Annotated in this window: 12 protein-coding genes; 4 read left to right on the plus strand and 8 right to left on the minus strand. The window is 49.4% G+C overall.

Translation table 11 applies throughout. The features are described 5' to 3' along the window. Positions 1–9: 9 nt before the first annotated feature. The 5 genes from ACO08K_RS29555 to recF form a co-directional block, all read right to left on the minus strand. A complete protein-coding gene (locus tag ACO08K_RS29555) occupies positions 10–1548 on the minus strand; it encodes a phosphatase PAP2 family protein (RefSeq protein ID WP_421800109.1) in 1539 nt (512 codons plus the stop codon). 15 nt (positions 1549–1563) lie between these two features. Beyond that, positions 1564–2490 carry a transporter gene (locus tag ACO08K_RS29560; RefSeq protein ID WP_421800110.1) on the minus strand — a complete coding sequence of 309 codons (927 nt, stop codon included), beginning with the start codon at positions 2488–2490 and terminating at the stop codon, positions 1564–1566. Positions 2491–2571: 81 nt separating this feature from the next. Next, entirely contained in the window at positions 2572–3117 is a 546-nt protein-coding gene (locus ACO08K_RS29565; RefSeq protein ID WP_421800111.1) for a hypothetical protein, read from the minus strand. A gap of 147 nt (positions 3118–3264) precedes the next feature. Then, on the minus strand, positions 3265–3549 hold the full coding sequence (locus ACO08K_RS29570) for a hypothetical protein (protein WP_421800112.1): 285 nt from the start codon (positions 3547–3549) through the stop codon (positions 3265–3267). A gap of 106 nt (positions 3550–3655) precedes the next feature. After that, positions 3656–4765, minus strand: coding sequence for a DNA replication/repair protein RecF (gene recF / locus ACO08K_RS29575; protein ID WP_421800113.1), 1110 nt, complete (start codon positions 4763–4765; stop codon positions 3656–3658). A gap of 280 nt (positions 4766–5045) precedes the next feature. Between recF and pdhA the strand changes: the two genes are divergently transcribed. The 4 genes from pdhA (at position 5046) to ribB (ending at position 8906) form a co-directional block, all read left to right on the plus strand. Continuing rightward, a complete protein-coding gene (pdhA, locus tag ACO08K_RS29580; protein WP_421800114.1) occupies positions 5046–6083 on the plus strand; it encodes a pyruvate dehydrogenase (acetyl-transferring) E1 component subunit alpha in 1038 nt (345 codons plus the stop codon). 187 nt (positions 6084–6270) lie between these two features. After that, the gene (locus ACO08K_RS29585) at positions 6271–6990 is read left to right on the plus strand and encodes a tetratricopeptide repeat protein (RefSeq protein ID WP_421800115.1); all 720 of its coding nucleotides are present in this window, start codon (positions 6271–6273) and stop codon (positions 6988–6990) included. A 200-nt stretch (positions 6991–7190) separates the two neighbouring features. Further along, positions 7191–7709 (plus strand): 6,7-dimethyl-8-ribityllumazine synthase, encoded by a 519-nt coding sequence (gene ribH / locus ACO08K_RS29590; RefSeq protein WP_421800116.1) that lies wholly within the window; start codon positions 7191–7193, stop codon positions 7707–7709. A 51-nt stretch (positions 7710–7760) separates the two neighbouring features. Continuing rightward, a complete protein-coding gene (gene ribB, locus ACO08K_RS29595) occupies positions 7761–8906 on the plus strand; it encodes a 3,4-dihydroxy-2-butanone-4-phosphate synthase (protein ID WP_421800117.1) in 1146 nt (381 codons plus the stop codon). 96 nt (positions 8907–9002) lie between these two features. Here ribB and ACO08K_RS29600 read toward each other — a convergent pair whose 3' ends face one another. The 3 genes from ACO08K_RS29600 to ACO08K_RS29610 form a co-directional block, all read right to left on the minus strand. After that, on the minus strand, positions 9003–10304 hold the full coding sequence (locus tag ACO08K_RS29600) for an HlyD family efflux transporter periplasmic adaptor subunit (RefSeq protein ID WP_421800118.1): 1302 nt from the start codon (positions 10302–10304) through the stop codon (positions 9003–9005). A 130-nt stretch (positions 10305–10434) separates the two neighbouring features. Continuing rightward, positions 10435–12627, minus strand: coding sequence for a peptidase domain-containing ABC transporter (locus tag ACO08K_RS29605; RefSeq protein WP_421800119.1), 2193 nt, complete (start codon positions 12625–12627; stop codon positions 10435–10437). A gap of 140 nt (positions 12628–12767) precedes the next feature. After that, the gene (locus ACO08K_RS29610; RefSeq protein ID WP_421800120.1) at positions 12768–18788 is read right to left on the minus strand and encodes a T9SS type A sorting domain-containing protein; all 6021 of its coding nucleotides are present in this window, start codon (positions 18786–18788) and stop codon (positions 12768–12770) included. Between the last annotated feature and the right edge of the window lie 244 nt (positions 18789–19032).

Consider the following 19032-nt stretch of genomic DNA (forward strand, 5'->3'; position numbering starts at 1 on the left):
AGGGGGCCCTTATTCAGCTCCGTCTAGTTTTGCTCTATTGAGGCTGTATTGTGCAACGTTTTTACCTTGGGTGATCCCCACCTCCGCATCAAAGCGGTAGTGAATACCTCCCAAAATCCGGGACTCAGCAGCTTCATTTGCCCAATCTCTCGCTTTTTGGGCTTCGTTGGGGAAAACGTACGCTACAACTTCCGCGGCAGCAGCCGAAAACGTGCTGTGCCCGGAAGTGTAGGCAGGAAAGTTTGGAGTACCCAGTATTGTCTTGAACCCTGGAATTGCCTGGATTGGCCGGGGATAATGGTAGTAATATTTCGCATCCCAACAGCTGATACCTGCGTCCATAACCGCCATGTTCAGGTAGGCAAAAGTGCGGGCCGAGCGTAGTGGGTTAAATTTGTATTCGATCAATAAATCTTTGACATAGCGATTCCAGTGCCCTGGAGGGGTATAAGTGCCCAAACCATCTGACCACCAGTTGGCTATTTTGCGCTGTTCCGGGGTGATTTTTTTGGCAATATCCTGTAATTCCTTGGCTGCGGTATTAAACTCCGCAGAACCTGGCGCTGGTGGCGGTCCTGGGCGAACCAATTCCACATTCGGTACATTCCACATTTTCACCTTACCAAAAAGTGGTGCCAAACCAACCGGGCGTACCGGGGTTTCCTGATTGTCCCATTGCCAGCCAAAACGTTTTAAAGCAGCGGTTTTAATCGAATCCGAAATGGGTCTGGGCGCTTGGGCCTTGCTCATGCCATCCGTCCGCGCTCTCGCCATAGCTACTTTGGCTACTTCCACCCCAATGGTGGCACCTGCGTCGATGTCGCTTTTTACGTTCACACCTGCCCAGGTTAGGCTGGACATGTGTTCCGTAGCTTTAGCAGCCAGGTAATCCTTTTCCAGCGGGAACATTGCCGTCAGGATATCCCGTGAGGCCGTTGCAACCACCGCTGCGTCGGCTGGATAAGCAGGCAGCGATGTTTTTGCGTAGGCGGGTACAATGCTGTTGTCAACGTCTGATGGCGCTTTGCGATTGAAGGTATACTTGTAGTACCAGGCGCTGATCAAACCATCAAATTGTGCCACACTCAAATAGGCCAAGGCCCGTGAGGTGTACGGTGGATGGGCAAAAGGAAACTGCGGGTATTTGCTTGGATTGGCAGGATCCGGCAAAGTATAGGTCCCATCTGCATTGGGTTGGGGAATGATGTTGTACTTGGCGGCCAATTCGAGTGCAATCTCGTTCCAGCGCAAGACCGGATTATTGGTCCAATATTCGATCGCTTTCTTTTGGTCGCTGGTTAAATTGGCCATTGCCGTTTTTAGGGCAGCCAATTCATTTTTATAGTCGTCGGAAGTGACGTCCTTAGGAGTGGGAATGGAAATTTGGTTGCCCCCGCTTAGAAGGATTGGTTTCCAGGAACCTCCTTTTTCATCCAGGCTGGCAAAAGTGTAATCAGCATAATCGGCGTGGGTCAGCAAATCTTTTTCACAAGAAAAGGCGTAAACCAGACCGAAGGTCAAAATGATACGTATCCATTTATTTTTCATGGCGAATTGGCAATTTTAGAGTTTAAACTGATAGGTTACTCCGGCACCCATGTTTTGGAATTTACCCATGTTGCGGCCATCGATGATTTGGGAATAATAAGCCAGGATACCCAAACCCTGGATGGCCTTGATGCCTTGGAAATAGTACTGGCCAAAGAAACCCACCTGGTCAAACGACATTTTGTTGGTCGGCTGTGGCGCATTGTAAATCCGAATGTCATCGCCCGTAAGGCAATGAACCGCCATGTAATTGGCCTCCAGTTTCAAGGAGTTGTTGAATAGCCAGACTCCCACAGCACCATGGTAATTCAGGGCATTGGGCACATCCATCCACTCGGAATAGTAGCTACCATTGTTGTAGTAATAATCCCGCTCGACCTTGCTTTGTCCCCGCCAAAGGTGGGCAAAGGCGCCACGAGCATAAATGCCATTATCAAAGCGATACTGCAGGATACCACGCAAGGTGACCTCTCTGGTTTTGAGGCCAATGCTAAAGGGCATGTAATCCGACAAATAATTGGATACCGGAAAAGAAAAACCAGCAGTAGTCAAGAAGGAAATCTTGCCCGGGCCCACCTGGCGGTTGAACAATTCTGCCTTGACGGCAATGCCCAGGTCTTGCAAACCTTTGGCACCTACCAACTGGCCACCCGTTGCATCCGTAGAGATGTAGGGTACCCCGGCAAGTAGATTGATTTTGTCGGTAATGCCGTAAGCAAACATCGGCATGATGATCTCCCTGGAAAAAGTGCCAATGTTGCCATTTTCGCGCAGGCGGGTACCTTCCCAGTATTGATCCCAGGAGCCAGTTTCATAAGAGGCTGCCAAACAGATTTCCCGCTTTTTCATCATCAGGTCATCAGCAGGCGTTTGGGCAAATGCCGCGCCCAATTGGCTGAGTAGTACAGCCAACACGAGTATGTATTGGAAGTGATTTTTCATCGAAAAAAGTTAAACCAATGAGTATTAGCCATGGCACTTCAAGAGCGCATGGTCATTAAAAACAAAGAAAAGCATGAAAAATCAGGCCAACTGCGGCGGTGGAGTAAGAATGGAAAGGTCAGACAAATCAACTAAGTCTTTGAAAATAAGCGGTTGAGCAGTTTTTGTGCAATGATCAAAAAGTGGGTTAATGTCCAGGATAAGGTGTTCTTCAAAGCAAAAGTCGGAGAAAAAACGCTCCGTCAAAGTTTTAGGTGCTGAACGATCTTCCTGGTTTTGTGGCTGGTCAACCTTGTATTCGTGGCGAAGGCCATGTGGAGATTTGGCGTCAACGGTGTAGTATTGGGTTTCCCCGTCGGTTTCTTCCGAGAAGAGGAAGGGAGCACCATAACCCATCCCCTGAACGACCTTGAGGTCTTTTTTGTCTTGGATTTTAACATTGGCGGTTACCCCAATTTCGGCTTTAAGCTTCTGGGCAATCGCGGTTTCTTTGGCGTTCATCAGGTGTTCAATCCGGGCAGTGTAGACCACATTGATAAACACCCGCCCCCCTATCCACTGCACCACGATGAGCAGGATAAGCAGCCAAGCGCCAATTGATCTTAGGGATTGCCTGAACTTGTTCAATGCACCTTGTTTTGATGATTACAAGTAAGAACAGCATTTGCCATTCTGGTGCAAGAACGGAATTATCTAAAAAAAAGCAAAACAATGGCCATATTTATTTTGGTAGCACTAAAAAAGGCGGGTAGATTTTAGAGAATTAACAATGCGTCAAAAGCCAAACGCATCGATTAAACCTTTCATGACACAAAGAGCGCCAAGGGTAGTTAACACATACATCGGTACAATAAATGAACGGTCATCAGATTGAAAAAGCAAAAATTGAATCATAAAACTCAGGCCCATAATCCCTACGCCGACGGCCATCCAAGTCAGGCCCCGTTGGAAGAGGCGGAGGTTTTTTTCTTTGCTTAGTGCATCCAATTCTGGTGGACTCGAATCCATGGAGCCATCATTGGGCCCGTAGTTTTGATCTTGAGGTGTCATTGGTTCCATTTTCTACCTATTTAGATTGTTTTAATAAAAGCAAGATAATCAAAATTTAAATTGGAAATTGAAATAAATGCAATAAACTAAATGGCTATTGTGCCTAATTCTACTTTCATCGTTCAATACCTTCCACCTTCCCACCTTCTACAAAAAACCGCCGATAATCTACCCCAAACTGCTCCACAATCTCCGCAATCCTCGTCTCATGCGTATCCGTGATAAAAATCTGCCCAAACTGCCCTTCGGTGAGCAGGCGGATCAGGTGGGTGACCCGCTGGGCATCCAGTTTGTCAAACAAGTCATCAAGGAGTAAAATTGGCGATACGCCCTTGTTTTGGCGCAACATCTCGTATTGCGCCAACTTAAGCGCCAGCAAAAAGGATTTTAACTGCCCTTGCGAGCCGTATTTTTTCAGTGGATGCTCACCCAGGCTAAAAACCAGGTCATCGCGGTGTACCCCCTTGGTGGTGCGTTGCAGGGCCAGGTCCTTTTGCCGACTTTGTTTCAAGAGGTCTTCCAGGTCGTTTTCCAGGAGTTGTGACTCGTAAGTCAATTGCACAGCCTCCTTCCGGCCGGTGATGTATTGGTGGGTCGATTGAAAAATGGCGGTAAATTTTTGCGTAAACACTGCCCTTTGTTCCAAAACGTACAAAGCCGGGTCAATCAACTGCTCATCGTACACATCCAACAAGCTCATGCTCCCGCCGCTGCGTTCGGCCAGGCTTTTCAGCAGGGCGTTGCGTTGCTGCAACACCTTATTATAAGTAATCAGTTCGTACAAATAACGCTGATCAAGTTGGGAGAGGGTATTGTCCAAAAAACGCCGCCGCTCTTCACTGCCTTCGCGGATGAGTTGAATATCGTCAGGGCCGATAAAAACCACGGGCAGGAGGCCGATGTGTTCAGCCAGTTTGGAATAAGCCACATCATTGCGTTCGAGTTCCTTGAGTTTGCGTGGCATCACCTTGGCCACGATTTTTTCTTTTTTTTCCTGCAAAATAAAATGGCCTTCCAGGCGGAAGAAATTTTCATCGTGCCGGGCGATGGCATTGTCGGCCAGGTTGAAGTGGCTTTTGGCCATACACAAATAATAAATGGCGTCGAGCAAGTTGGTTTTGCCCATACCATTGTTGCCCACCAGGCAATTCAAGCGGGTGGAAAAGTCAAGCTTTTGATTTTCGTAATTTTTAAAATTCGCTAAAGCAATGCGTTCGAGGTACATGAAGCGTCAATTGAGCAATCAGCTATGAGCTATCAGCAATCAGCATTCAGAGATCGCCTGGAAGCTGATTGCTGAATGCTGATTGCTGATCAACAAAATAGCTTTTCGGGCGTTGAAGGTAAAAATAAAAATCTGCCAGACACTTTTGTCGGAAGATATATATTTGCCTTATCTTTAGCTCGACTATTCAACAAACATAGCGAAATTTCGCTAAGAGTAAGTTTAAAAGGCAGGTTTTGAGCATGTCTAATTTTAAACCACTCCTAAACATACAGTGCACATGGGTTCGGTTGTAGAAAAGAAAGCATCAGCCAAAAAAAGCAGCAACAAGATCACTTACAGCAAAGAGCAGTACCTCTATTGGTATGAATTGATGCTGCGCATCCGCCGTTTTGAAGAACGTGCGCTGATGATGTATGGACAGCAAAAGATTCGCGGTTTCTGTCACGTTTACATTGGTCAGGAGGCCGTAGCTGCGGGTATTGAGTCGGCGATCACCAAACAGGATGGCATCGTAACAGCCTATCGCCAGCACGGGATTGCGTTGGCCAGAGGGGTAAGCTCTCGGCAGGCTATGGCCGAGTTGTACGGCAAAGCAACGGGTATCGTGAAAGGTAAAGGTGGTTCTATGCACTTTTTCGATGCTGGCAATAAGTATTTTGGTGGAAATGGTATCGTTGGTGCTCAAATTCCAATCGGAACGGGCATCGGTTTTGCTGAAAAATACAAAGGCACCAAAAATTTCTGCGTGACCATGTTCGGCGACGGAGCTTCCCGCCAGGGAGCCCTGTACGAGTCTTTCAACATGGCCATGACCTGGAAGTTGCCCGTTTTGTACATCGTGGAAAACAACGGTTACGCCATGGGTACATCCGTTGAGCGTACTTCCAATGTAGAAGAACTGTGGAAGATTGGTTTGAGCTTTGAAATGCCCAGCGAATCGGTGGATGGCATGAGCCCAGAATCGGTACACGAAGCCATCTCACGCGCGGCTGAGCACATACGTGCAGGAAATGGTCCCTACTTCCTGGAAATCCGTACTTACCGCTACAAAGGTCACTCGGTATCCGACCCTGCCAAGTACCGCACCAAAGAAGAGGTACAAGCTTACCAGGATCGTGACCCCATCAAGGTGACTGAAGAAAAAATCCTGAGCGAAAAAATTGCTACGGAAGCAGAGATTCAAGCCATTAAGGACAAAATCAAGGCAGAGATCGAGGATTGTGTACAATTCGCTGAAAACTCACCTTATCCAGACGCTTCGGAGCTTTATACCGACAACTACACAGAATCTGACTACCCTTACATCAATTATTAAACCAGCGCTAAGGGCTCAAATTCAAAATAATAGACAAATACGGCGACAGCTAAAAAGCTACCGCCGTATTTTTTTGTCTTAAATAGGGGGGGAAACAAAACTTTATTTATTTTTGCGTTCCTAATTGGCAAATCACACATCAGTTGTGACCTGCCAATTAAATATAACTAGCTAACAAAGACAGAAAATGGCAAAAGGAAGACAGGTGCGCAGGGGTGCTGCTCCTAAGGCTGCGAATCGGCCAGAAGATGAAGTTTTGGTGGATATTGTAGAGGTTCGCGATCGCGCACAGGACACGTTGAATCGTTTTCGTAAACCTTTGATGATTGCAGGTGCTGCTGTAGCAGTGCTCATAATAGGTTTGATCGCTTGGAAATTGTATGTAGGCTCTCAGCAAAAAGAAGCTGTTGAGCAAATGCGCCAGGCCGAACGTTTGTTCGAACGCGATTCGTTCGCTACTGCAATGTTGAAAACCCTGCCTGGTGGCTTCAAAGGGTTCCCTCAAATCATTGAAGATTATCCAGGTACACCCGCAGCAAATCTGGCCAACTATTACGCCGGCGTTTGTTTGTTGAACCTGGGCAAATACGACGCTGCCATCAGCTACCTCAAGGACTTTAGCCCTAAAGGCAGTGTAATGCCCATCATGAAAAATGGTGCCTTGGGCGATGCTTATTCTGAAATCAAGGATTTCGCCAGTGCCAAAAGCTACTACAAAAAAGCAGTAAGTGGTAAGGCCAACGAACTCCTGACTCCATTTTACCTCAAGCGTTTGGCCATGCTGGCGCAAAAAGAAAATGACATCGCAGCTGCCCGCGAATACTACCAAGAGTTGAAAGATGAATATCCAAGTGCCCCTGAAGGCCAGGATGCTGAAAAATATTTGATCTTCTTGGAAGGAAAATAATCTTTTCCAAGGGTCACTTTGTTTGGAAAAAGGTAAGAAGGCATTGGTGGCTTTCTTACCTTTTTTTGTTAAGATGTTGAGGAGGTTGAGAAGTTGAGAAGTTGAGGCTACCGCAAACGGTCGCTGAGCGAAGTCGAAGTGTCGCTCGCGGCAGCCTCAACTTCTCAACTTCTCAACTTTTCAACCCAAAACCACAATACATGGCTAGCGCCCTCAAAAATCTTTCCCACTACGACGAAGATTCCCTGCCATCTGCTGCTGACTTGCGCTTTGGTATCGCAGTAGCCGATTGGAATGCCAAAATTACCCATGCTTTGTACCAGGGCTGCCTCGATACTTTGCTCAAACATGGAGCCAAGGAAGAAAACATCCATATGGTACAAGTGCCCGGTTCCTTTGAATTGCCTTCCGCGGCCCGTTTGTTGGCTGGTGCCCACAAACTGGATGCCATTGTGGCCATTGGTTGTGTCATCAAAGGAGAAACCAACCACAACGAGTACATCAACAACAGTGTGGCAATGGGCTTGACCAACTTGAGCATTGCCACCAATATTCCCTGTATTTTCGGTGTACTTACCCCCAACGACGAGCAACAGGCCCTTGACCGGGCTGGTGGCATACATGGCAATAAAGGTGTGGAAGCGGGTGCCACCGCCATCCGCATGGCCGCCCTTAAAAAGCAACTGCAACAAGGAGAAAAAAGTAAAATTGGGTTTTAAATTACAGTAGAGACGGGATGCGTCGCGTCTCTACCGACCATTATATACAACATGGAAGCTCAGACCATTGAAACCAACATTCAACTCCATACCGTAGAAGAAGCCATCGAAGCCATTCGCAAAGGTGAAGTCATCATCGTAGTAGATGATGAAGACCGCGAAAACGAAGGCGATTTCATCTGCGCTGCAGAGACTGTAACCCCCGAAATCATCAACTTCATGGCCACTCACGGCCGGGGCTTGATTTGTACCCCGCTGGACGAGCGCCGTGCAGATGAGCTTGACCTCCCAATGATGGTCTCCTCCAATACTGCGCTGCACGAAACGGCCTTTACGGTGTCCATCGACCTGATTGGCCACGGCTGCACCACCGGGATTTCTGCCTACGACCGGGCTACGGGTATTCGTGCTCTGGTGGACCCGAATACCAAAGCTAAGGATTACGCCCGTCCAGGACACATTTTCCCGCTTAGAGCCAAACAAGGCGGGGTGTTGCGCCGTACCGGGCATACCGAAGCAGCGATCGATCTGGCTCGCATGGCCGGCCTGTACCCGGCAGGCGTATTGGTAGAAGTGTTAAACGAAGATGGGACGATGGCTCGTTTGCCTGATTTGTATAAAATTGCCCAGCGCTTTGGCCTCAAAATCATTTCCATCGATGATTTGGTTGCTTACCGCATGCAAACCGAACGTTTGGTCAAACGGGTCACCTCGGTACAATTGCCAACCCGATTCGGAGAATTTGAAGTGATTGCTTATGAACAAATCCCTGGCGGGGACGTCCATTTGGCCTTCAAATATGGTGAATGGAATGAAGATGAATCTATCCTAGTACGCGTCCATTCCTCTTCTGAAGCTGGCGACATCATTGGTAACTTGTTTGAAGAACAGGGGCTTCATCACCACCAGGCCATTCAAGCTATTCAAAAGGAAGGTAAAGGAGTGGTACTGTTTATGCGGCAATCAGAAAAGGGAGATGCAGCTTTGTTGGCTGCTTTGCAACAGTTACAACAACAACGCGAGCAAGGTAAGGAAATGAAAATCCGCAACGAAATGACCCAACGCGATTTTGGCGTCGGCGCCCAAATCCTGCGCGACCTTGGCATTTGTAAATTGCGTTTGTTGACCAATCATCCCCGCCGCAGGGTAGGTCTGATTGGATATGGGTTGGAAATTGTGGAGAATGTGCCGTTTTGAGCTTAGGGAAAGTTGGAGGAGGAGATGAATAATACAACTTTGTGTCCACAAAAACGGCACAAAGTTGTGTCTCTTTTATTAGAGAATCACTGGGAATCAATAGCTCCGATAGCCCCGGATGCCCGAAAAAATTCGTTCAATAAACCGGCGCTCCTCGGTAATGATGCGACCTTTCCCATACAATTCCTCATCACTGGGCACCAGCTTCCCGGCCGTAGTTACCATTTTATTGGGGAAAATTACCTCAACGGCCACTTCCGATTTTTCGCCATCGTCACGGGGGGATAAGGCTTTCCAGGCTACTATCCCCTCCAGGACACCAAACTCCTGAAAGTCCAGGCTTTCCAAACGGACCACTACTTTTTGATTGAGTTTAACCCGGCCTGAGCGATTGAAAGGAATGAACATTTTGCCGATTATCTCTTTATTTTTGTTGGGAATGACCACCATCAATTGTTCATCTTTGTACACAAAGCTGTTCTCCGCTACATTTCTACCCACAATTTGAACCATGCCGCTGCGTGGAGATTCAATGAGGTGGCGCTGCTTCCAGGTGTTCACACCTTCCCGCAAGTGGTTGAACGACTCTCTTAGCACATCTGAAGCAAAATTGGTTTCATTGTCGGCACCACTTTCCAGGCTGCGCACCTTGATTCGTAATGCAGAAAGCTCTGATTCCCGATCGCGGATTTCGGTTTCGGTACGAATCAATTCCTTGTTGAATTCCATAATCCGGCTCTGTACCCGATTGACATCATCCTGGGAAGCTTGATTCACCGAGACGAGGTGTTCCTTGTTTTTTCGTTCTTGTTCGGCTACGGCTATCTGCTCCTGAATCTGCCTGCGCATTTCTTTTTGGTAGTCGAGACTCCGATCCAGGCGACTAATTCTGCTCTGGGAAGAGCGCAAGTCAGAACTGGAAAGGTCTTTGTACAGCTCAGAGTTGTACTTGAGTTGTACGTCCTGGAAGTCAAATAAATCCGCTTGCAATTCCCCCAGTACCAGATTACTGGGGACCTTGAACTTCAACAAGTCTTCATCCCGCAAACTGTGTAGTGCAGTGATGTAGTCATCAAGCGTCAATACATGGCGGAAATTAGCGGTGCTGCGAAAGGCAATCAGGGCTTGTCCCGAATCCACCTGGCTATTGTTTTTCACCACCACTTCTTCAATTCGATTGGCGTTGGGGGCAGTGATGCGCACGGGTGGATCTTTGGAAACCAAACGTATATCCGCCTCTACTATATCAGGGTATTTTACCAAAAAAGACAGCCACATCAAAACGACAAACAGGGCCAAGGCGGTCAAGCTACCCCAACGCACCATCCAGGAGGGCGGTGTCCCCAGAATTTCCTGTACTTCCTCGCTGCGGATTTCAATGTCTTCTAATTCTTTCATTTTATTGGTTTAGGAGGTTGAGGAAGGTTGAGGAAGGTTGAGGCTGCCGCGAGCTATTTTGAAAATGTCTTTGTCAAAATCGCTGGCGGCAGCCTCAACCTCCCTAAACCATCTCAACCTTCTCAACTAATCAAGAACCAAGTTCCAACTGATTTTTCACCAACTGATAATACGCTCCCCGCAAGTAAGTCAACTCGGAGTGAGTGCCTTGCTCCACAATTTCTCCATCTTCGATTACGATGATGTTGTCAGCATTCATGACGGTGCTCAGGCGATGCGCCACGATGATCAGGGTTTTGCGGCGGAAATATTCATCCAGGTTTTCCATGATCACCATTTCGTTGAATACATCAAGGGCAGTAGTGGCTTCATCGAAGAACAGGTATTCCGGGTTTTTGTACACGGCGCGGGCAATGTACAAACGTTGTTTTTGGCCCTGGCTCAAGCCGAGTCCTTCTGAGCCAATTTTGGTATTGTAGCCCATCGGCAATGCTTCGATAAAGCTTTGAATATTGGCTACTTTTACTGCACGAAGCAGTTTTTCCTTATCGATGATTTCGTCGCCCAATGCTACGTTGCGCGCAATGGTGTCGTTAAAAATGTAACCTTCCTGCATGACCACCCCGCATTTTTCGCGCCAGATGCGGTTGCTGAGGTTGCGCATCAACACATCCCCTACCCGAATGGTACCTTCGCTGGGTTCGTAAAAATTGAGGAGCAGTTTGAGCAAGGTTGTTTTGCCACTGCCACTCCGTCCAACGATTGCAGTGGTTTTACCTTTGGGAATGCGCAAATCCAGCCCTTTGAGCACCATTGGTGAACTGGGGCCTTCGTAATGAAAACTCAGGTTGTCGATCACGATGTCGCCCGTTTCGGGCAAAATGGTCATTTTCTCCTGAGGGTTTTCTTCGTCTTCCTTCAGGTGGATTTCGTTGATGCGCTCCATGCTGATGGAGGCTTCTTGCCAGGCTTGTAAAAAGTCGACCAAACGGTTGATCTGGTTATTGAGTTGTCCAATGATGTATTGCGCGGCAACGAGCATGCCCAGGCTCATTTGTGCATTGACTACAGCTTGTGCGATCAGGTAGATGATCAGGAGGTTTTTACCTTCATTGATGGCCACTGCTCCGGCGCGTTGCAGTTGTTCAACCCGCAGTTCGCTCATGTTCGTGCGAAACAAACGGGCTTGTCCACGCTCCCAGGCCCAACGTTTTTGTTTTTCAGCATTGTACAACTTGATTTCCTGCATGCCGTTGACCATCTCCATGAGGTTGACCTGATTTTCGGAGGATTGGGCAAAATGGCGGTAATCCAGATCACGCCGCTTTTGCATAAACCAGTTTACCCACAAAAAATTCACAGCAGTACCAATCAGAAAGACCAAAAACACCTGGAGATTCCAGGAGGCCAGGATGATGCCGAAAGCCAAGAGATTGAAAAAGGAAAAAGCTGAAAGTAAGGTGGTAGAACTCAAAAAACGTTGTACCCGCTCGTGGTCGGAGATGCGTTGCAACAAGTCACCCATAACCCGGCTATCAAAAAAACGGATCGGCAGCCGCGTCAACTTGATCAGGTAATCGGAAATTAAACTGATGTTGACCCGTACCCCGACGTGTAAAAGGATAAAAGTACGGATGTATTCAATCAAGATCTGGGTCAAAAACAAGACGCCTTGCGCAACCAATACGAGGGTGATGAAATTGAGGTTGCGATTGCCAATGCCCACATCCACTACCCCACGAATGAGGAAAGGGAAAATGAGTTGCAACAACATGCCCAAAAACAAACCTACACACAGCTGGATGACCAGATTCGAATAATTGCGGAAATATTTGGCAATGTAGCCAATGCCACCCTTGTTTTGTTTTTCGCCATCGCGGGAATAAAACTCCGGGGTGGTTTGCAACAATAAGACTACTCCATGCGGTTCTTCTTCTTCGGATTCGACAATCCAATGGCGCATGAACTCGTCTTTGTCCAATTGATACCGCCCTTTGGCCGGGTCGGCAATCCAAACGCGGTTTTTGTAAATGCGGTAAACAACAACAAAATGCTCATTTTCCCAGTGCACTACACAGGGCATGGGGATCACTGAGGCCAACTGCTCGAAGGTTGTTTCTACAGCCAGGGTTTGCATGCCGATGGCTTCTGCCGCATCGCTGATGCCCAGCAGGGTTACGCCCTGGCGGCCTACATGACTGAGTTCACGCAGGTATTCCAGTGAGTAAAATCGACCATAATGACGGGCAATCATCCTTAGACAAGTTGCGCCACAGTCCATTTTGTCGAGCTGTTGATAAATAGGGAAGCCGTCGTAAATCATGGTTCTCTCTCTGCTTCAGGGGGTAGTTTTATTGTTGGTGTATTCTCAGTGATTATAAGTTAGACGTAAGCTCTTTTACGGTGTTACAAATTTTAATGGGCAATATAAGTTTTTTGTGCAAAAAAGTGTAACTATTTTATTTAGTTGTTCAGTTTTGCAACAAATTCCTGATACAAAAATCGTTTTTCGCTGTTCAATCGCAACAAATAGGTGCCCGATGGAAGCTCCTGTATACCAATCCGCTCATTCACCCGCAACTGTTGCCCCAATTTCCGCCGCCAGACTACCCTACCCGTCAAATCCAGCAATTCCAGTTCCAGTGGCAGTGATTCTTTGAGTTGTAACTCTACTTGCAGCACATCCTGAGTGGGATTGGGGAATACCCGGGCTGCTTCGACCAGCGTAAAATCCAGCGTGGCGGTAGAAGTAAGTAATACCGACTCCCCGCTCTGGCAGTTTTTGCTATCGGTAATCGTCAGGAAATAAGTGCCTTTGGGGATATTGCTCAGGTTGTCAGTAGTTGCGCTGTTGCCCCATTGGTAGCGGTAGGGCGGCGTGCCGCCGCTGGGTTTGGCCTGGATGGAACCATTCGCCAAATCCCCTTTGGGCTGAACCACAGCAAAGTTGGCGCGAATGGGGTCCGGTTGAGGCACTGAATAGGTAAAAAACAGGGAGCAATTGTCCGCATCACTTACCAAAAGGGAGTATTGCCCGGCGCGCAGGTTGCTGATTTTGCGTACATCCAGGCCCAAAACCTGCCCCTGGGCATTTTGCCAGGTCCAGCGGTAAGGGGCCAGACCGCCGCTAAGGCCAATGGTCAACGCGCCCGAAGCACCGCCATTGCACTGCACCGGGGTGATGGTGTCGGCTACTGCAATTCCTTTGCTCGGTTCGGAGACGATAAAAGGTCCAAAGCTGGCTTTACAGCTATCTGAATCACTCACCAGCAAGGTATAGGTGCCCGCTTTGAGATTACTGATGCTGCTATTCCCAAGTCGGTTGTTCCAGGTATACTTGTAGGGAGCGCGGCCGCCTTGGATGTCTACGGTGATGACTCCGCTGGCTTCACCCCGGCATTTGGGGCTGGTAATGTCTACTTTGGCAACCTTCATGGGAGCTTTGCCCTGAATGCTGGCTGGCGGCAGGGAGTCCCGACACATCCGCGCATCCTGTACAATGGCGTAATAGGAGCCCCCACCTACCTGAGTCAAATCTTCGGTATTGGCAATCGGGAGCTTGGTATTAAAGTCGTACCAGGTATAAGTGTAGGGTGCATTTCCGCCCGAGCTGGAAACGTACACGCCTCCCCCAATCAGGTTGTCGCACAGGCTATTGCGAATGCTATCGCGGCGAATCCGCAAACGGGTAGGCTCGTTGATGGATTTTATCGTAGAGGTGACCTGACAACCTTTGGCGTCAACCACCAAGACCTGATAATCATTGTCTGCTGGCAGATTGCCCACTTTGACCGTCGTTTGGGAAGTGCTGATGGAATTCACCACGTTGTTGAACACGAACAAATATGGGGCAGTCCCACCGGTGATGCTGGCACTCACCTCCCCATCTTTTTTCCCAAAACAACTGATATCGGTGGCCACAAATGCAGTGAGTTGGATGGGGTCGCCTGCGTTGCGCAATTTGATGGTGGCGGGTTCCACGGTACAACCATTGCCATCTGTTACGGTTACGCTGTAATCGTCGGCGGGTTGATTGACAATGGCACTGGTCCGCGCTCCGGTGCTCCACAAGTAGCTGTAGGGCAAGGCCCCGCCACTCGCCGAAACACTCAATACATTGGAGCGGTCGCCCTGGCATACACTGCCTACCTGTACTTTGGTTTCCGCGTTCAGTTTATTGGGTTGGGTGAGGTTAAAATCGAGGTTGAGCGGACAGCCATTGTTGTCCAGCACAAAAAGTCGGTAATTACCCGCGGCGAGGCGGTATGCGCTAGACCCAGTAGAAGTGCTGCCAATCCAGGAATATTTGTAGGGCTGGTTGCCTCCACTGATGGCCAATTCGATAAAACCCGTAGAGTCACCATTGCAATTGATTTGCCCCAGGGCCAACACCTCGTGGGTCAGCTTGGGTGGGGTGCTGAGCAGGATGGAATCTTTTTTCAAAATACAGCCCAGGCGGTCGGTGATGGTTACAGAAAACAAACCTGGTGGTAAATTTCGGCGTTCCTCCAGGGTAGAACCATCATTCCAGCGGAAGCTGATGCCTGGATTTTCAACCCGCAACATTTGTACATTGATGAAACCGTCCCGGGAACCAAAACACAGGGGTGGCACCGCGGTGATGTTGGCCACCAGGGGCTGTTTTTCGGGCTGCAACACAAAGCTGGTGTCAATAATACAACCTTCTGCGTCGCGGATGCGCACTTTGTGTGAACCTACCCCAAGGTTGAGCACGGCATTGGTAGTGTCTCCTTTTTCCCAAGTGTAACGAAATGGCGCTGCGCCTTGGGGAACGACGGTAACAGCCCCATTGGTCAAACCCAAACAGGTGGGTGCATTGATCGTAGCGGTCAAGGCAATTTTTGAACTGGCATTTAAGGCAATTTTGAGGGTATCGGCAGTACAGCCTTTGACATCGCGCACCAGCACTTTGTATTGGCCAACCCCCAGGCTAAGCAAGTTCGCCGTGCTTTGACCCGTGCTCCAGGTGTAGCGGTAGGGAGCGGTTCCCCCGGTAACCAGGGTACTAATTCGTCCGGTGGTATCGCCAAAACATTTCGGTGCGGTGAGGCTACTCGTACTTACCAGCAGTGCCGCTGGGCTGGCTACGGTTATGGTAAGCGTGCTGGTACAATTGTTGGCATCGGTGATGGTCACGGTATAATTGCCAGCCGCCAGATTGCGGATGACGGGCAAAGTAGCGCCATTTCCCCAATTGTAGCGATAGGGTGGGCTGCCGCCACGGCCACTTACCCGAATCATGCCGTTGCGGAAGCCCGCGCAGGTGACCGCCAAATTGGAGTCGACGCCTACCGTCAATAAAGCGGGCGAACTCAGGCTGAAGATTCGGGTATACAAACAACCGGCTCCATCCGTAATGCTTACTGTTTGGGTGCCCCTGCCTATTCGTTCCAGGTCCTCTTTGATCGAGTTGTTGCTCCAGCGGTATTGAAAATTGCCTGCACCACCAAATACACTCAAATCGATGCGGCCATCCAAACTACCGAAACAAATAGGTTGGGTAAAACTGGCCAAAACACGCACCGAATCCGGCTCGGGCAGCAGCAGGTTGTCTACCACTGTGCTACAAGTTCCACTGGTGATGGTAACGGCGTAGATTCCGCCCGGCACTTTGCTCAATATGGCCGTGGTGTCGCCATTGCTCCATTTGAAACGGGGGTTGCCGCGCACGTCCAGGTTGATTTGGCCGTCTTTGGCCCCGTGGCAGGTCACTGGCTGGATATCGATGTTGCGGACTTCGATTCCAGGTCCATTGATGAGGGCATTGCGCAGAATGAAGCGGCAGCCCCGGCTCGAATTGTCGGTGATGGTCACCCGGTAAGAGCCTTGCTGAAGCCCAGTGATTTTAAAAGCACCCGCCGCCACATTGCTGGAATCACCCTGAATGCCCGCACCACTCCAGGTGTAGCTGAATGGGGCCAGGCCATTGAGTGGCGTGATCGTAATGCTGCCATTGTTGCCATTGCACACACTCACGTCGGTAGTGCTGCGGCGGATCGAGTCAATGCTATTGGTGGTGGTCACCACTACGTTTCCGGTATTGCTACAGGATTTGGCGTCGGTGATGGTCAGTTGGTAGCGGGATTTTTGCCCTTTTTCGATGCCAGCGCTGATGCGAATGGCGGCGGTTTCTTCACCCGTGCTCCACAAATAGCGGATGGCCCCCGTTCCCCCGCTGATGCTGGCGCCCAGTAGCTGGGTTGATTCCACACACAAGTTGAAGGAGTCGGAGGGGCTAAAGGCGATGTTGGGGATAGGATTGATTTTCAAGGTAAAATCACCCGTTTTTTTACAACCCAACGGACTGGTCATTTCAAAAAAATACTTGGTGCTCAGCCCCGGGCTGACCAGCGGATTGTCAATAAGCGTGCTGGCACTGGCGGGTAGAGCGCGGTAAAAAGCCAGGCTGGCCTGGGTGAAATGGTCGTCCTGGAGTTTTACTTTATTGAGGTCAAAAATTTGCTTGGCACAAATCTCGGGTTGTTCGGTCACTACCGGATTGGGCAGTGGATTCACCACTAAGAGTACTTCTGCCCGGGTATTGGAAAAACAACGCAGCCGATTGTCAACGGCCTCGGCATAATAGCGGTAAGTGATGGGTGTAAGGCCATTATTGGCGGGAATTTGGGGCAAAAACACCTGTCCTGAGCTTACAGCAGTGCCGCCCGTGGCCTGGGTGTACCAAAAAATGAGCTCGCCCTGTACGGGAGTGGCGTTCAAAGTGGGCACTTCACCTGAACAGATGGTGTCACCCTTTACATTGGGCGGCAACAGGATGGTATCGTCACCTGCGCCGTTGCAGTTGTTGTCGATGTTGTCGCAGGGGACTTCGGGGCGCCCGGGGTTGATGTTGACATTTGCGTCATTGCAGTCCGTTTTATTGCTCACGTAACCCGTAGGCGGCGTGGCGGCGCAACTGTAAATGAACACCGCCGCATTGCCATAACCATCCCGGTCAGCATCCGCGTAATAGGGTTGCTCGGGCCAGCCCTGATAGGTAGAACCATGCAAGGCAATGTGGTCCAAACCGATGTCGCCCAAAGAGCCATTGCCCTTGATGCCCACAAAGCGGAATTGCATCAAGGTTCCATTGGCATATTTGCGCAAACTTAAGGATTCCTTAATCCATTGGTTGCCCTGGCTGCCCTGGCGGGTCCATAAGCTTTGCCAGCTCAAGCCACCATCCACCGATACTTCCAAGCGCAACGTTCCGGTTGAACTGCCGAACATGTGGTAATAAAAGGACAGGTGGCAGGTGTCGGAATTTTTTTTGTCCAATAAAAAACAGCCCGATTGCAACACGGCCCGACTGCCATTGGCACACTGAAAACCGGTGGTTTCGATATAGGCATAGTTGCCGTTTCCACTCACATCCGCGTCGGGGCCAGTATCCGGGGTAGGCGTTGGGTCTTTGTAAATGAGCCAGTTGAAGCTGCTGCCGGGAAGGTTGCGCCATACCCCGGTTTGCACACAAACCGCATTACAAATGGGGTCACAAATGGGCTGGTTGTTGAAGGTTTCCAGCGTAGTGGGTTTGGGTGGCAAACAGCCCGTTCGGACCCTGATGGGACAGGAATTTTCGGAATAAGCGCCTCCATTACAGGTTCGGCGCACGTAAATATCGTAAGGGGTATCGGGTAGAAGGCCTTGCAAGGCGTAGGGTGGGCAGGCGGTGAAAGAAACTATTCGACCTTGCGCGCCCGCCTGAGCACCCGTGCCCGGAACAAACCCTGGAGGGCCATATTCGATGACCGAAGCGCCTGCACCACAGCCATCGGTGGGCGACCAATTGAGCACAACGGTGGTGGTATCCTGCGAAACGATGTGGACGGATTGGGCGGGCAAACAGCTCAAGGGCGCAAAAATGAGTTCTACAAACTCCAAACGCCCGGTATCTTGTTCGGAATCATCACAGATCAACAATTGCCAATTGCCGTTGGCACTGGTTTTGTTGTCGTTAAAATTGAGGAAGGATTCTTGTGGCAAATAAGGCCGGTCAATGAAGGGGGCTGTGCCCTGGTCAATCGGAGTACAAGCGCTGGTAGTAAATCGGACATAACCCTGGCAATTGGCACTATCGGGCACGCCATAATTGTCGTCCCCGCCCCCATTGTTCATGGTCAAAATGACCCTGGTTCCACTGGGCGAAATCAGGCGAACGGTCACATCGGCTGCCCATTGGTGCTGGATGCGCAAACGTACTTCCTTGAGGTAAACGTCCTTTCCCAAAATGGTTCCCGGTGCATTATTGACCCGGATGTTGAACAGGTTCGCCAGGAAGAATCCCTGGTTGTCAGGGCAGGTAAAATCCCGGATCGCCCAGGCGGTATCGCAGCGGGAGGGGTTCGTTAAAGTAGGTGTGGCGGTTTGGCTGTAACCCCAGGTGATGCTGCATAAAAACAGGGCTGCTACCTGCAGCAAAGTATACATTGGTGTAGCCTGGTTTGGGTTTGTGTTGCGCATAATCGTGTTTTGGGAAAAATCTGGGGCTAAAAGTACGGATTTTGGAGGAAGGGGCAAGGGAAAATATTGTCGCGGGGGTGGCGGAATGGGGGGGGTAGAAGCTAATTGTATTCTGTCGGGTATAATCAAAACCCTAAAAAAACGCAAAACCTTAAAGTAAATCTAGTGTTGTCTTATAGAATTTTTTTCTGGCAAGATAGAATTTCCTTTGCATCACTGCCATCCAATAACTGTACAGCCAAAG

It is taken from the genome of Haliscomenobacter sp. (genome assembly GCF_965225875.1).
Classification (GTDB): Bacteria; Bacteroidota; Bacteroidia; order Chitinophagales; family Saprospiraceae; genus Haliscomenobacter.

What these genes read in the sequence shown, in the direction of transcription:
- ACO08K_RS29555 (WP_421800109.1), bottom strand. Translation starts at nt 1,548, where the DNA reads ATGAAAAATAAATGGATACGTATCATTTTGACCTTCGGTCTGGTTTAC.
- ACO08K_RS29560 (WP_421800110.1), bottom strand. Translation starts at nt 2,490, where the DNA reads ATGAAAAATCACTTCCAATACATACTCGTGTTGGCTGTACTACTCAGC.
- ACO08K_RS29570 (WP_421800112.1), bottom strand. Translation starts at nt 3,549, where the DNA reads ATGGAACCAATGACACCTCAAGATCAAAACTACGGGCCCAATGATGGC.
- recF (WP_421800113.1), bottom strand. Translation starts at nt 4,765, where the DNA reads ATGTACCTCGAACGCATTGCTTTAGCGAATTTTAAAAATTACGAAAAT.
- pdhA (WP_421800114.1), top strand. Translation starts at nt 5,046, where the DNA reads ATGGGTTCGGTTGTAGAAAAGAAAGCATCAGCCAAAAAAAGCAGCAAC.
- ACO08K_RS29585 (WP_421800115.1), top strand. Translation starts at nt 6,271, where the DNA reads ATGGCAAAAGGAAGACAGGTGCGCAGGGGTGCTGCTCCTAAGGCTGCG.
- ribH (WP_421800116.1), top strand. Translation starts at nt 7,191, where the DNA reads ATGGCTAGCGCCCTCAAAAATCTTTCCCACTACGACGAAGATTCCCTG.
- ribB (WP_421800117.1), top strand. Translation starts at nt 7,761, where the DNA reads ATGGAAGCTCAGACCATTGAAACCAACATTCAACTCCATACCGTAGAA.
- ACO08K_RS29600 (WP_421800118.1), bottom strand. Translation starts at nt 10,304, where the DNA reads ATGAAAGAATTAGAAGACATTGAAATCCGCAGCGAGGAAGTACAGGAA.
- ACO08K_RS29605 (WP_421800119.1), bottom strand. Translation starts at nt 12,627, where the DNA reads ATGATTTACGACGGCTTCCCTATTTATCAACAGCTCGACAAAATGGAC.
- ACO08K_RS29610 (WP_421800120.1), bottom strand. Translation starts at nt 18,788, where the DNA reads ATGCGCAACACAAACCCAAACCAGGCTACACCAATGTATACTTTGCTG.